We start from the raw sequence: 14,966 nt of genomic DNA, 5'->3' as shown, positions 1-14,966 counted from the left end.
GGTTACTTCGTGGCGGCGTTAGTGGGGCTAGATGAGGGGCTCGCCTCGTCCTTGTCGCAATACACTCTGATGGGCTCGGCTATGGAGTATTGTGGGTAGTTGATACTATCGAGCACGACTTGCGCCATCGTGTGATTGTCGAAGTTAAAGACGAGAGGAGCGAGGAAGTTTATCGTAGAATCTTCTATGGGGTTTTGGAGCACCATTATGTTGGCGACTAGGAGGTTTTGGCAGTTTTCAAGATCAAGCAGGAGTTTGAGCGCAGTGGGTATCTCAAACTCATAATCGCGCAGTAAAAAGGGATTGACAAGTGTGAAAGTCGGGACATTGCCCTCGCCATCGGGATTACTCACTCGCATAAATAGCTCATCGATTTTCTCAAATCTCATACGCGTAACCCGCTCAAAGCCCAAAATCGGCGACTTAACCTCAAAAATCATACACAAACTCCACTGCTAAGATTCTAAAAACTTGCAAACACAGGGATTTATTCTAGCACAAAATCTCTGATTTTGCCATAAGCGTTGGGATAAAGGGGCGGTTGGGGCGCATTTAGTGCTACAATAGGGTTTTTGTTTCACGCGATGAGGCGTTGTCAAAGTCGATTATAAAGGAGGTGTGCGATGAGAAGTGCGTGGTTAGCGGGCGTGCTTGGGTGTGGCGTGGTGATGGGGATCGTGGGGTGTGGCGAGAGGTTTGCCTGTGATAGCGCGCCGGTGCAGGAGAGTATCAGGCAAATGCTTAGTATCGAGGCAAAAGCGCGCCAATTTAGCGAGACAATGAGGCTTTTTGACTTCCAAACGCTGCATACAAGTGAGGAGCTGCTCCAATGCCAAGTGAGCGTGCAATTACCGCAGCTTCCTAGTGTGGAATCGCTGCGCTATGAGGTGAGCAGGGACTTGCAAGTAACGCTTATTTTGGATTCTGCACTTTGATGTCTCGATGTTTTTGTGCATATTTTGTGAGTGGGTAAATCGGGTGGTAAGCGTGCAAGTTCAGCGGAATAAAGTGCAATACACAGAATCTGGCAACTTGTGGATTGTGTATGAGCTTATAAGGTGCGGGCGAGATTGATACTGCCTATTTGTTGCTTAAGGTTATTTGCCACGACTAAGGGTATCATAGCCAAGAGTGCGTAAAAACTCTTCTATTCTCTCTTTCTCATCACTTTCTATCGTGCTTAGGCGTAAAAGTGGTAGATTGACTTTTTGCAGGATAGAATCTTTTAGCTTGTCATTGTCTGCTTGTTTGCTGCCCGCCTTGTGAAAGGCAAAGCCATCAACTTCTATACCGCACACGGGACTTTTATCCATTGTGTTATAGAGGAGAAAGTCAAGGTGTGTGAGAGGATTAAGCATATACACTCGCTCCTCATCACTTAAATTACTTGTGCTGCGTAAGATTCTATATAGCGGGATATGCATGGCGACATCAAGGCTAGGATAGGGCTTTAGGACTTCTTGCAAGACACTAAAGGCAAGATTTTCAGAATCAAACTGCGAAATCCTCTTTTTGCCTTTGAGATAGGCTAGGCGAGCTTGTGTATTTGCTTTATAAAGCAAGTCAAAAATCGATTTTACCTTGCTTGTTTGCACTGCAAAATTGTGGTATCGTATGTATTTGATAAAATCGCTGATGTTATTATTGCCCTGTGCAATTTGCTCACTTGTTACTATCCTTAGTGTGCTTTTGGCTCGGCTGATAGCAACATTGAGAATCTTAGCATCATTGATAAAGTCGTTGCTCTCATTTGCAGTAGTTGAGAGTATGATAGCCTCCTTTTCTCTGCCTTGATACTTGTGTATCGTGTCCGTTTCTATGTCTTGTAATGCGCTTTGCAAATGCTTTTTTTGCTCCCTATAAGGCGTGATGATTCCAATCTCTTCTTTGCTAAAATCTAAAGGGGGCAAAATCTCTTTTGTTATCACATCGATTTCCCTTTGGTTATAAAAGCTTCTTGCGTGGTTGCCTGTGGGCGTGATATAAGCTTGTATAGGCTCACTTTGTGTAGTGTCTTTGCTTAAGATAATGAGCTTATTATCATAGAATCTTTGATTGCAAAAGCCAATGATTTTTGGGTGGCAGCGATAATGTTCTTTTAGCAAAACTTTTGGAGTAGATTCTAGTGTCGCTACAATGGAGCTTAAAAGGCTTTGTTTGGTGTAATCATACTCTGCATTAATGCTAAGATTTAAAGCCTCTATCTCTTGCTGTGTGTTTTTATCAATCACATTTGGCAGCTGCTTGGTATGCCCTACAATTACAGCATTTTTCGCACACAAAAGTGCCAAGCCACCACTTAGCAAATCCACTTGCGAAGCCTCATCAATAATCACATAATCAAACAAGGGCTGATGCTGCATACTGCCTAGTGATGAGGTGATAGAATGCGTGGTGCTAAAGATTATTGGGTATTCTTGTAAGAAATCTTGTGTTTTTGTGCGTAAATCCCCTAGGCTAAAGCTCTGTCTTTCTTGCGTGTCTTTATAGTGATTTGCAAGGTGGTGTTGCAAAAGCAATAGGGAAGATTCTTGCAAGGTTTGCAAGGGGTTTTGTGCATTGAGTTTGTTTAAAATCGTTTTGTGCTTTTGTAGGCTTTCTTGCAAGTGTGCGATGCTTTTGGTGTAGTAGAGATTTTCTAAGGCTTTTAGAATCTCTTGCTTTGTGTGTTTATAGAATCTAAAATCACCTATACCATAGCCATAGATAGCCTTAAACTTTAGCCACAAAGAAAGTTTTTCTTTGCCATCCTCCTCTAGCAGGACTTTTAGCATTAGGATTGTATGTGGGGTGGGCTTGGCAAAGAGTGTGCGTGTTTTTGGATTTTTGATGAGAGTAGATTCTGGACTAGATTCTAAAGATTTTGATTTAAACTCTTGAGCTTTAAAATATCCATATTCTAGTTGCAATGCCTCTAGCTGTGCTTGAGCGGTGGCGATAGCATTTTGTAGCGTGAAAATCTCTTGTAGTTCTTGGTGGGATTTTTGGATAGTTTGCTTAGTGGTTTTGGCATCAAGATTTTGCGAGGTGAGATTTTTATGGGTATTTGGGAATTGGGGATTTTGCTTTGCTATAAACTTTTCTTTATTTTCTTTGTTGCCCAGAGTCGCACATAAAGGTGCAAGATTGTATTTGCTTAGTTTTTCATAGACATTGTGCGTGGCGGCATTGTTGTTGGAGAGCACGGCTATGGTTTTGCCACGATAGAGGAGATTAGCGATGAGGTTTAGGATAGTTTGGGTTTTGCCTGTGCCCGGTGGTCCCTCAATCACGCTTATTTGATGAGAGAGGGCGTTTTGCAGGGCTTGGTATTGGGAGAGATTGAGTCCAAAGGGAGCGAGTATCGGGCTTGTTTGGTGGTGTTGTGCGGGCTTTGCTTGGGCGGTGTTATTTGAATCTTGCTTGGATTTAGCGGGAGGCTTTGGGTATAGATAGCTAAAAAGCACACAATCTTTTGGGATGTATCTAATTTTGTCGTATTCTTTAGCAAGGAGTGAAAGGGGTTCATCGCTTTTATTATCTTGTATGCGTATGATTTTAGAGAGGGTTTTGAGATAGGTAAAAACACTAGAGTTTGTGGCTTTGGGGAAAAGTTTGAAATTGTCTTTGTTGTAGGTGTAGGGATTTGCTTGGTTTTGAAACTTCACAACGAGTTTTTCGCCCTCTAAGTAGGCAGATTCAATGCTTTCTGTCTTGTCTTTACCTTTAAGAAAAATGATATGTAATGTGGTAAGATTCTGCATAGAAACCTTAATTTGATTGACTAATTATTTTCTCAATTTGAAAACGCTCAAAATCATCCAATTTACTCAAAAACGAATCAAAACTAGGATTAACAATCTCAATAAAACCATAATTATTTATCTTGATATTATCGATCTGGTTTTCATTTTTTATTTTGCCAACTAAGTAAGGGTGTAGCCCTAATTTATAAAAATCTATATACTTAACATCTCCTATGCCATAAATATGAATGTTATATTCTTGCTCTGTGAGCAAATCATATTCGAATAACATCTTGACAAATTTATTAAACTTAAAATCAATAAAACTCTCTTCTATTTGCAGTTTGATGATAGCCAAATTGACCAACTCAACCACACTTTTACCCTTTAAATCTATCCATAATTGTTGACCTCTTGGTGTCTCAGGATATGGAATCTCACCAAACTCTCTACCTATATAAACAATTCTCTCTTGAGCATTGCTAGATTTTTGTCTTCTTGCAAAGTAACCTACAAATAAATCTATTCTTTCTCTAAAAGATTTATGGCGATTACCAATAAAACTATTATAGAAATTGCGTGCTTTTTCATTTTTTAATCTGCGTATTTCTATATCACCAAAGTGGTTATCTTGTATATCTTTAATAAAAATATTATAAACTTTTTCTGTTAGAGATAATCCATCTATTTTCTCCTGCTTAATACATTCTAAAAGTTTTCTAGCCATATCATCTATGCTATTAGACTTGTAAAAATTATTTATTCCACTATCTATTAAATATTGTTTGAGTTTTTCAAACTCATCTTGCGGTTCTTTCTCTAAGAATTTTTCATTATCTATTATACTTTGTTTCTTTTTATCTTTCTTATTATACATAGATAATATTGGATTTTCAATTTCATCTTTATTTTTTTGCTTAATACCCAAATACTTAATACAATTTTCCATTGTTCTCTTACCTTGATATTCATCAGAATCTATAAAATAGATACAAGGCAATAACTTTTCCAAATTATTTGATAAGAAAATATCATTAAGTCTATTTACCCTTCCTATAAGATTTTTAAGCTTTTTTGGATTTAGCTTGAGAGTATTCATTACAAATAAAGAATCAATAGGAAGATTTATGCCTTCCAAAATTACTTTATTGGCCACAATGTATTTTATCGAAGGGGTATTTTTGAATTTATATTCCAAATATTCTTTTATATTGCTTGGTAGTTTTCCGTGCAAATAAATCAAACCTTTATCAATAGTTTTAATCCCATAAAAGTCCGGATGAATATGTTTTTTAAGAATTTCCTTAATGTGATGAATTTCCTTATAACTCATTGTTTCCAGTCTTTCAATCATTTTACGTGCAAATTCTTCTATTTTTACAGGTCTCATAAGATAAATAAATTTTTTAGCTCCATTTTCTTGAATGATATATTCAAAAAAATCCTTTGGCGTCTCTTTCTCGTTATTAAGTTCATAAAATTCATCTGCAAATCTATTATATTTTTTTATCTTACCATCTTTTGTTCTTTCAATAATCTGTGGCTCTTTAATATTAAAATTGATTTTATATTGTTTAATATTTTGTGTATCAAAAATTTTAAGATTTTCTGCATCATGTATAAATGGAGAAAGATATATTATTTTACCTTGCTGGTTATTTTTGTAATTTTGTTTTATAACTCTTGATAATAGGATATTTCTATCATCACTTTCAAATAAATTATGCGCCTCATCAATAAATAAAACATCAAAAAATATTTTTTGATGTTTAAAAAATTCTAAAGCTCTTTCTTGTGTAAAAATGGCAATAAAACTATTTTCTTCACGAAACATATCATTGTGTAATATAATTTTTTTATTTAAATTAGCTTTTTTTTATTAAATCAAATGTTTGTGCAATTAAAGATTTTGTGGGGACTATGATGCCTATTTTTGCTTCATTGTTTTGTTTTACTATATCAACCATAATTGAGCTTTTGCCATAGGATGTAGGGGCAATAAATGCAAATTCTTGTGTTTTATTGGATAAGATTTGTTTTGAAATATTATATTGTTCTAAAGTTTGAATATAGTCATCTTTTTGAAATAAATTTAATTCTTCTTGAATAAATATATCTTTTATTTTGATATCTACCAAAGAATAATCCAAAATATATTTAGCAATAGGGAAAAATCCCACATCTACCGATAAATCATATAATGGCTTATAATCCTTATATTGAATGGAATAATTGAGTATAATGTAGTATGCCATTTTGAAAAATACAATATGCCTCTTATCCTTATAATAAAACTTTAAAAGCAATAATGCTGCAGCTAGAATATACTTTTTCTCTTGATATGAAAGTGTCTGTTTTGTAGTAATTTTTTGCATTATGTCTCTAAAGATTTTCATTTTATATATTTTTTCAATCTCTTTATTCATTTATTTGTATCCATATCTTGCTTTAAAAAGTCTATAAAAATATCCATAGATTTTTTCGTTAAGCATATTATTTCTAACTCTTTGTATTTAAAATTTTGTGCTAATTGCCTTACCTTTTGTTTTATAGCAGCATTATCAATAGCTTCCCATTCATCATTTATGAAAATAACTGATTGCAATATAATATTCATATCATCCGTAGCACAATAATTTTCACTCTCAAATTCTTGGGAAAGTTGATTAAGTTGCCTTATTATATCCTCACTAGATTCTACATCTCTATGGGCGGCGTGATTGTATGCATTTCTCCAAGGATTATTTTTCCCTTGAAGCATATTTGTTAGCCCATTATATGCTTCTTGTATTTTATCTCTATGTTTTTCTGCCTCGGGTTTTCCGTATCCCTTCCCCGATTTGCTCTCAGCAACCCATATCACATTACTCTTAGAATAAACTCCATCAAAACCTTTTTTCATCGAATTTTCCTCAAGATTCTGAAAGAGAAAGTTTTGCTTATAGCCTTCATGGTGCAAATATAAATGCATAAAAAACTCGGCTATAATACCCATCTTTTTATTTTCATCCTTGCCATCTAATGATTTTAAAATACTCTTTTTGACTGCAGTTACATCAATATCTTTATTTCCTTCAATAATATTTTTGATTTTATCATTTATAAGGTAGGCAATATGAGAATCAATATCCCTTAACTCCCAAATATGAATTTTCCATTTTTCAGAATCTTGTAATAGTTCTACAATGTAAGATAAGGGGTTATTCATATCTTTTACTATTTCCTAGGTCGCATTAAAATAAAGTGTGAATCTAGCATACAAGATTCTAAGCTTCTTTGTGAAAAGAGATAGCGTCCATCGCAGATAAAGCCAAGCTCTTGCCAATCGACATTATTTAACTTTTCACATAGCTCTTTTAAGCCTTGAAAATCTACCTCAAACTTTGGAAAAATTGCTAAAATCGAGCCATCATAAGCCTTGCATGAGTGCAAGAAAAAAGGTCTTTTATTGCGTGTTTTGGTGTTGACATAGATTCTAGGCAAATCACTTTTATAGTAGTCTCTGCCCCATTCCCACCAATTGCTTTCGCTAAATTTCTTTATTTTTCGGCGTAAAAGTTGCGTTTTGTGTTGTTGTAAATAAGCAGAATCTTTAGCAGAGATTCCATAAAGCATCTTGCGTGTCTTGCCACTTTTTGCAGTAGCGGAATACACAAATTCCACATTGCCATGCTCCTCATGTGCGTAAATAGAATCTGCCCCGCTCACCGCTCCGACTTTGACAAAAAAGAGGCTAGAAAAGGGAATGGTGTAGCTATTTTTGGTGAAAATGAGCTGCCCATTTATGCAGGAAAATTGCCTTAAGCAATTGGTATTGCGAGAAAAATTCCCCTTTTCAAATCGCCATATTGCACAGTTTGGCTGTGCGTTGTCAAAAATCTTTTTATCTCCCAAGTCTAAAAAGTCCGTAATACTCCCTTGTGCAAACAAAAATTCATTCAGCCTCACACTAGCCGTGCTTTTGAGAAAATCCCTAGGTGTGATAAAGATAAGCTCGCCGCCATCCTTGAGGTGCAAAATACATTTGTAGATAAAGAAAAGATACAAATTGGAGCGAGAATCAAAGATGGGACTATACGCCTTCAATAAAAGCTTAGTCGATTTGGCTATGTCTTGATACCGCACATACGGGGGATTGCCAATAATTGTGTCAAATTTCTCACGCAAAGGATAGGCAAAAAAGTCGGTGTTAAGCAGTATTGGGTCGTGTGTGCTTATGTGCTTTTTAGATTCTGCGGTATTTTTCATAATCGCTTGTGCGTCATAATCTGTATGTAGTGCGTTCTCTGTATTCCTTGCTATCATAGAATCTGTAAGCACATTTCTATCTATTTCAATCCCTACTTTATGCTGTGGCAAATGCGTAAAAAACGCTCCATTCCCACAGCTAGGCTCTAAGAATCTACCATTATTTTTTACCAAAGCAAGCATATCTACTACTACATGTTGCGGGGTAAAAACCTGCCCCAAATGCTCTATATCAAGATTCATAAAAATACTTCCTAAAAGAGAGATAGGCATCAGCTCTTAGCTTCAAAGACTCTTCAAAAGTATGTAAAATAAAATCTCTTGCCTGTGTGAAATCCCTTTGTATAAAGCTACGATTATTATCCCATTTTGCCTGAAAGGGCAGATTGTTGCCATTTGGACTGATAGATTCTAAGCCTTTAAGAGAAGTAGCAAAGACATCACTAGGACTATCTTTATTGATAATCAAAAAGTAGTAATCGGCAGTATTTGACTGTAAATTCTCACTTAAAGCCTTAAAATACATCTCCCAAAATACGCTATTGTTAAAGGGCGGAATCTGTCCTGTGAGGGCATAGTAGATTCCAAGTTTGCAGTTAAGATTATCTGTGGTTTTTGTCGTGCTAACCTTGATATTTACAGGGATAAAAACTTCATTTTCACTGAAGCTAAAATCCACCCAATCCCTCATATTAGGGCGATTAATACTAAAATGTTGCTCTAAGAGGTTAAAAATCTCATCTTCATTAAAAGCCGAGTTTATCCGCCCATCACGACTTTGAGTGCTTAGATGTAGATTTTGCTTTTTCAAAAATTCCACCATTTCAAGCAGCATTTGTGGTAGCATTGTTTTCCCTTGTTGCTTTTTCAATCTCTCACAACTCCGTTTTTAGCACCGCGCCATTTGCGGCATTTGAGACTAGCAAAGAGTAGCGCTTGAGCCATTTGCTTGTGATGTTTTTGCCACGCATAATTTGCTTTGCCATTCCTTGTTTCTGCCATTGTTCCCGCCTAGATTCTAAAACTTTAGAATCTACAAGTAGATTTAGCTCCCCCCTTGAAACCGAAATCTCTATCTCATCGTTATCCTCTATCAATGCTATTAAGCCCCCCTCTGCCGCCTCTGGGCTTATATGCCCGATACACGCCCCACGCGTCGCCCCGCTAAAGCGTCCATCGGTGATTAACGCCACGCTCTCTCCTAGTCCCATACCCATAATGAGACTTGTGGGACTTAGCATTTCTTGCATTCCCGGTCCCCCCTTTGGTCCCTCATAGCGGATAACCACGACATTTCCGCTCTTTACCTTACCACCTGCGATGCCCTTAATCGCCTCGCTTTGGGAGTTAAAGCAAATCGCCCTGCCTCTAAACTCCTTCATTGATTCTGCCACTGCCGCAACCTTTAGCACTGCCCCCTCTTTAGCGAGATTCCCAAAGAGAATCTTTAGCCCACCCACAGGAGAATAGGCGTTCTCGTTGGTGTGGATTATGCTTGTGTCTGTGATTTTTGCTCCTGCTATGCGTTGCCCTAAGGTTTCGCCCGTGATTGTCAAAGCGTCAAGATAGAGGATAGAATCTGAAAGGCTAGATTCTGGATTTGCAAAAGCAACGATAGCGTCAAACTGCTCTTTTGTAGTTTTTGAAAATGCTCTACTAAACCAATTATCTGTCGTTTTATTTTTTAATGTGCTTGGGTCTGATGATGTAAAAGCAGACTTTTTACCCTCACCTCTATACAAATCAATAATATCTTTTGGTAAGGCTCTAGGGTCAATATCTAGTTTTTTAATGAATCTAAAATACACGCTGTCGCTATCTTTTTTGATAGTCTCCAATGCAGCCCTAAACCTACCACCATTTGATTCGCCTGAAGTATAACACAAAGCTATATCCCCTATGTTTATTTCATCAAAAAGTCCTTTATAGCCCAGCTCACGCTCATTAAAGTATCTGAACCACTCCCAACCTGCCTCGCCGATATGCTCTCCATATATACCGCACTCGTCCATAAAAATAGAATACTCACAACACAAAATCCAATATTTGGATTCTAAAATTCTAGTATTTGTGGTGGTGCTTTGGAAGTTTTGGGGGGATTTTGGGGCAGGAGTTACCTCATCGGTAATGACTGCCCCAAAATTACCACAATCTTGCGAATGATTATCCAAAGACGAATTACCCCTCCTAGCCACTTCATTCATCACTGCCGACACCCCGCCCGCCCTATTGATGTCTTCCATATGCACACTGCTAAGTGCGGGGGCGATTTTAGCGATATGTGCGACTTTAGCAGCAATTGCATTGATAGATTCTAGGTTAAACTCCACGCCCGCTTCTTTAGCAATAGCCAGCATATGCAGCACGGTATTAGTGCTACCGCCCATAGCCATATCCACGACAAAGGCATTATGCACCGCCTTAGCATTCAAAATATTGCGGAATCTAAACTTCTCACTTTTCTCAGAATCTAGGGCAATCTCCACAATCCGCCGTGCCGCTGCCCTGAGTAGCTCCTCTCTCTCCTTTGTGAGAGCGGGTATCGTGCCATTGCCCTCTAGTGCCACGCCCATAGCCTCACACAGCGTATTCATCGAGTTTGCCGTAAACATACCACTACAGCTCCCCCCGCCCGGACAGGCATTGCACTCTATCTCGTGTAGCCGCTTCTCATCGATCTTTCCACTCTCATACGCCCCCACGGCTTCAAAAGCAGAGTTGAGATCGAGCACACTGCCATCGCTCAAACGCCCTGCCATCATAGGACCACCACTCACAAAGATGGTTGGCACATTCACGCGCAATGCCCCCATCAGCATACCCGGCACGATTTTATCGCAATTAGGAATGCAAATCATCGCGTCCAGCGGGTGTGCGTTCATCACCGTTTCAATGCAATCAGCTATCAGCTCGCGGCTAGGCAGGGAGTAGAGCATACCATTATGCCCCATAGCAATCCCATCATCTACGCCAATGGTGTTAAACTCAAATGGCACGCCGCCTGCCTTGCGTATCTCATCTTTGATTATCGCAGCGTATTTGTTGAGGAAAAAATGCCCGGGAATAATGTCAATGTAGCTATTTGCCACGCCAATAAAGGGCTTGCTAAAGTCCTCATCTTTTAATCCCGTGGCGCGCAATAAACTCCTATGTGGTGCCCTTTGGTAGCCTTTTTTAATCACATCACTTCGCATTGCAAACTCCTTGTGGTGGTAGAATAATGCTTATTATAACGCAAAAGCCCGCTAAGTGATGAGATTCCGCTCCCCAAAGTTAGGGATTGTGTGGTTAGAGGTTGTTTGCTAGCAGGTTTTGCTCCCGCATCGCCTCATAAATCGCCTCATACCCCGCCAACTCACGCGCCCCCACTTTCACCCACGCATTGAGTCCCTCCATTTGCATCATCTTAGCAATCAGCGGATCGCTCTTTTTGTCATTTTGGCTCAAAAGCATAGCGCAAAATCGCTCCCTAGATTCAGAATCTAAGCTCGGCAATACCGAAAAATTGCAATGACAATACCCCGGAGAAGTCCAAAAGCTCCCAATCTCGGGATACTCGCCTTGGCTGAGAATCCTAATCCATGTGCTTGAGCCGATACTCCCAGCATCTAGCTCCCCTTTTTTAATCGCCTCTAGCACATCAAACTCACTCACGCCCGTGTCGCCGTGCTTGCCTAGATCCGTGTTGTAGCGAATGAGGGCAAGTGAATCCGCGCTCTTGCGCCCCTTTTGTGTAAATTCCGCGTAAGAGTTAAATATCTCGATACCCAGCCCGCTCTCTCTTTGGAGATAATAGATACTCATAATCGCCGCTTGGGCTGAATCTAAGCTCCCTAGTCCAAAGGTTTTGCCCCTTAAATCGCTAAGATTTTTGAGGTTATCGCTCTTTCTTGCTACAAAATGCGTGGTGAAGTCTCTATCGCTATCACGCATAAGCAGCGCGCTTGCCTTGCCTTCTGTGGCGTGCAGGGTGCGTATCCACGCGACATTGGTGTTCCACGCGATGTCGATATACCCCTTTAGTAGCCAATCCACTTGCCGTTCATAATTGCTAAAAAGCACATAATCTAACTTGCAGCCAAAGGCATTGGCATAATCCCTGATAATGTCCCAAATGGGCACGACTTTTGCGTCATAAGCGACGGCTCCTAGAAGTAGTGTTTTCATAAATGTTGCTCCTTTTTTTGTTTTTGGTTAAGGCATTCGGCTTTTTGCTTCGCTTATACTCGCAACAGCAAGCTAAGGAGCGACTTTTTAGGGTTATCAAGCGAGGGGCGAAGGGAGTTACCTAAGCGGAGACCTAAGCCGAACCGAACAAATCAAGCTAGACTAGCGTGCAAGCCGAATTTCTTAATTTCTAGATTCTCTTTATGCCGTAACGGCATTCCCTAGCCACACTTTCAACACATCAAGACTTGGCGCCATCACCTGCGAGGCATACGCATCGCGCAAATACCGCTCTAGTGGCAAATGCTTGCTATACGCCTTACCCCCACCTAGCCGCATAGCCAAGGAGGCGACATCCATCACATTATGAATGGCATTAATCCGACACGCAAAGACTTTAAGCGCAGCATCGCTCTCCTTAGTATCCAAGCTCCTTGCCGCCTCCACCGTGAGGCTTATCGCACTTTGGACTTTAGCATACATATCCGCCAAGTGAATCTTCACTAGCTCAATATCGCTTAAAGCCCCGCCGCTTGTGTATTTTCTCCCCTTTGTATGCTCTAGGGCGCAGCTATATATCGCCTCGCCCAGCCCGCTATACACCGCACCAAGCCCGATGATAAAATACATTATCAACGCACCCGAGTGCGCCTCGCCATCGCCATCACTCCCGAGCAAAAACCGCTCCTCTATACGCACATCGTTGTATTGCACAGGCTTAGAATTATTCCCCCGCATACCAAGCCCATTCCAAGTGCCCTGCTCTGTCACAACGCCCGGAAGCGTAGAATCCACAAGCCACGAGTTATACGCGCCTGCCTTTTTGCAGGAATTTGTGTAGGTAAGGTAGTAATCCGCATATTCTGCCGAGGTGACAAAGCTTTTGCGCCCCTTTAAGATTCTATATCCCCCCTCGCTACGCTCGGTAATATCAGGCGCGCCAAAGTGCGTCCCGCTCCCACTCTCGCTATAGGCAAGGGCGAGGAGTATCTCCCCTTTGGCTACTCTGCTTAGAATCTCCTCTTTTAGCGCCTCACTCCCAAAAAGACTAATCGCATACACAGCGGTATTGTGCATCATATAGCATAACGCGCTAGTTGCGCAAAATCGCCCAAGCTCATAGCACACTTTGGTATGCTCATCTGCCCCGCCGCCTAGCCCGCCATATTCTTTTGGCACGAGCAGGGCGGTGAAGCCCTCTTTTTTGAGAGCCTCAAAGCTCTCTTTGGGGAATCGCCCCTCCTCATCGGTTTGCTTGGTGTAGGGGGCGATGTGTTTGCCCCCAAACTCTCTTGTGTATGTTATGATATTTTCTAAAGTTAGCATTGTTGCTCCTTGTGTAAAAGTATAGTGAATCGCACGGATTCCTGCTAAGAATCTAGGATTTTGAAAATAAGCCCCTTCACATAAAATTTGGCGTATGCGCCTTGCTCAAATCCCACGCCAACCCCTCCTCAATCCCGCATTCTCTAAGCCTTTTGGCGCGATTGTGCTCCATTGTGTCTTTGAGATGCTCCACCGCTTCAAAGCCCCGCTTTATCTGCGCCACCTCCCCACCCCCGCCAGCATAGATGGCTAGAGATTCTAAAAGCAGGCTAGATTCAGAGCTAAACTCATCGAGATAGTGCTTGCGTTTAAAGACTATATCCTTTAAAAAGGCGATTTTGCCCGGATTGCGTGCTAGGGCGTTTTTGACATTATTCATACCATAGGCGACATGGCGTTTCTCATCTCTGCGTGCTAGGGAAAGGAGCTTTTTAGTCGGTTCATCGGGCGCGTAATCCTCCAAAAACCCTAGCAAATCCACAAAGGTCCCCTCGCCCATAATATGGAGCAAAAAACTAGAGGCAAAATAATCGCGCTCCTTAAAAAGTGTATAGAGGCTTTGCTGCGTGGCAAGCGTGGAGTATTGCAGTCCTAGCCCTGTGGCTTTAGCGCGCTTGATAAACACCTCAATATGCCGCGCCTCATCGCCGATGATGGAGGAGAGCAGCAGCGGGACTTCGTGAAAATAGGGCGAGATTTGTGGAAGGAATTTACTAGGGATATAGAGGGCGGAGAGTTCGTTTTCGACAAGGTAAGTCATAATCTGTGCTATGCTAGATTCTAAACTCGGGCTTAAAGTTGTGATTTGCGTCCAATCAATATCGCGCGTGGCATTCCATTGAGCGTTTTTAGAATCTTCATAGATTCTGCTCACATTTTCGCTCCATATCGCCTCTTTGCTGCTTATGCCAAAGTAGTAGTTGGGGCTGCCCACCTGTGGCTTGCTCCCACGCGCGCTTAAACCCATCTCGCTAGGAGCCAGAGAGTCTATAGAATCTCCTTGCAGGGCTACAAAGTGCTTAGGAGAGCGTTTTTTGAGATAATACGCAAAACCCATAGGCAGTGCCTCAGTATGCAAAAACTCCTCGCCTTTGAATCTGCAATACGAGATGAGCTCGGGGGCGAGATTGTCATAATCGCTCAAAATCTCTAGGCAATCATTAGATTCTATAAGCAAAAAGGTGTTTTCAAGCCGCATAAAAAAGAGCTTTCCCAAAGGAATGTCGCCCATAATCAAAGAGTGTTTGTGCTGCATAATATTCTTTATGTCTTAAGATAAAGCGAGATCTTGTGAGTGTAGAAAGATTCTAGCTTGTGTGTCTCACACGGAGACTTGGCTGTCGCAAAGACTTTGGCTGTATGGTAGGCTAAAAAACCTTAGAGCGCACTAAAATGTGAATCTAGAAAATGTGCTAGCTTAAAACGCGTTCCTGACGCGCTTGCACCGACTAATCACAGAATCTCGCTTAAAAATCTCTTGTATGCTCGCGCAAGCGGAGG

12 protein-coding genes are annotated in these 14,966 nt (G+C 40.6%); 1 reads left to right on the top strand and 11 read right to left on the bottom strand.

The features are described from left to right. Positions 1–2: 2 nt before the first annotated feature. Positions 3–440: a flagellar assembly protein FliW gene (fliW, locus tag ACH2BK_RS04905; protein WP_394996739.1), complete on the bottom strand. Its 438-nt coding sequence runs from the start codon at positions 438–440 to the stop codon at positions 3–5. A 183-nt stretch (positions 441–623) separates the two neighbouring features. Here fliW and ACH2BK_RS04900 point away from each other — a divergent pair, with 183 nt between their 5' ends. Further along, positions 624–935 (top strand): hypothetical protein, encoded by a 312-nt coding sequence (locus tag ACH2BK_RS04900; protein WP_395002325.1) that lies wholly within the window; start codon positions 624–626, stop codon positions 933–935. Between the two features lie 162 nt (positions 936–1,097). Here ACH2BK_RS04900 and ACH2BK_RS04895 read toward each other — a convergent pair whose 3' ends face one another. The 10 genes from ACH2BK_RS04895 to ACH2BK_RS04850 form a co-directional block, all read right to left on the bottom strand. After that, on the bottom strand, positions 1,098–3,743 hold the full coding sequence (locus ACH2BK_RS04895; RefSeq protein WP_395002324.1) for an AAA domain-containing protein: 2,646 nt from the start codon (positions 3,741–3,743) through the stop codon (positions 1,098–1,100). Between the two features lie 7 nt (positions 3,744–3,750). Then, positions 3,751–5,559 (bottom strand): helicase-related protein, encoded by a 1,809-nt coding sequence (locus ACH2BK_RS04890; RefSeq protein WP_395002323.1) that lies wholly within the window; start codon positions 5,557–5,559, stop codon positions 3,751–3,753. 31 nt (positions 5,560–5,590) lie between these two features. Beyond that, positions 5,591–6,151 (bottom strand): hypothetical protein, encoded by a 561-nt coding sequence (locus tag ACH2BK_RS04885; protein ID WP_395002322.1) that lies wholly within the window; start codon positions 6,149–6,151, stop codon positions 5,591–5,593. Next, positions 6,148–6,933, bottom strand: a complete 786-nt coding sequence (locus tag ACH2BK_RS04880) for a hypothetical protein (protein ID WP_395002321.1) — start codon at positions 6,931–6,933, stop codon at positions 6,148–6,150. The genes ACH2BK_RS04885 and ACH2BK_RS04880 overlap by 4 nt, the downstream gene beginning before the upstream one ends. Before the next feature lie 8 nt (positions 6,934–6,941). After that, positions 6,942–8,216, bottom strand: coding sequence for an Eco57I restriction-modification methylase domain-containing protein (locus ACH2BK_RS04875; RefSeq protein ID WP_395002320.1), 1,275 nt, complete (start codon positions 8,214–8,216; stop codon positions 6,942–6,944). Then, positions 8,206–8,820: a restriction endonuclease gene (locus tag ACH2BK_RS04870; protein WP_394954144.1), complete on the bottom strand. Its 615-nt coding sequence runs from the start codon at positions 8,818–8,820 to the stop codon at positions 8,206–8,208. Before ACH2BK_RS04870 ends, ACH2BK_RS04875 begins: the two co-directional genes overlap by 11 nt. A gap of 28 nt (positions 8,821–8,848) precedes the next feature. After that, positions 8,849–11,167 carry a dihydroxy-acid dehydratase gene (locus ACH2BK_RS04865; RefSeq protein ID WP_395002319.1) on the bottom strand — a complete coding sequence of 773 codons (2,319 nt, stop codon included), beginning with the start codon at positions 11,165–11,167 and terminating at the stop codon, positions 8,849–8,851. A 94-nt stretch (positions 11,168–11,261) separates the two neighbouring features. After that, positions 11,262–12,140: a phosphate/phosphite/phosphonate ABC transporter substrate-binding protein gene (locus tag ACH2BK_RS04860; RefSeq protein WP_395002318.1), complete on the bottom strand. Its 879-nt coding sequence runs from the start codon at positions 12,138–12,140 to the stop codon at positions 11,262–11,264. Between the two features lie 201 nt (positions 12,141–12,341). Further along, positions 12,342–13,466: an acyl-CoA dehydrogenase family protein gene (locus ACH2BK_RS04855; RefSeq protein ID WP_395002317.1), complete on the bottom strand. Its 1,125-nt coding sequence runs from the start codon at positions 13,464–13,466 to the stop codon at positions 12,342–12,344. A 76-nt stretch (positions 13,467–13,542) separates the two neighbouring features. Next, the gene (locus ACH2BK_RS04850) at positions 13,543–14,721 is read right to left on the bottom strand and encodes a ferritin-like domain-containing protein (protein ID WP_395002316.1); all 1,179 of its coding nucleotides are present in this window, start codon (positions 14,719–14,721) and stop codon (positions 13,543–13,545) included. Positions 14,722–14,966: the final 245 nt, after the last annotated feature.

This window comes from uncultured Helicobacter sp. (genome assembly GCF_949282165.1).
In the GTDB taxonomy this organism is placed as follows: domain Bacteria; phylum Campylobacterota; class Campylobacteria; order Campylobacterales; family Helicobacteraceae; genus Helicobacter_F.
This window is presented reverse-complemented; position numbering and strand designations above follow the sequence as displayed.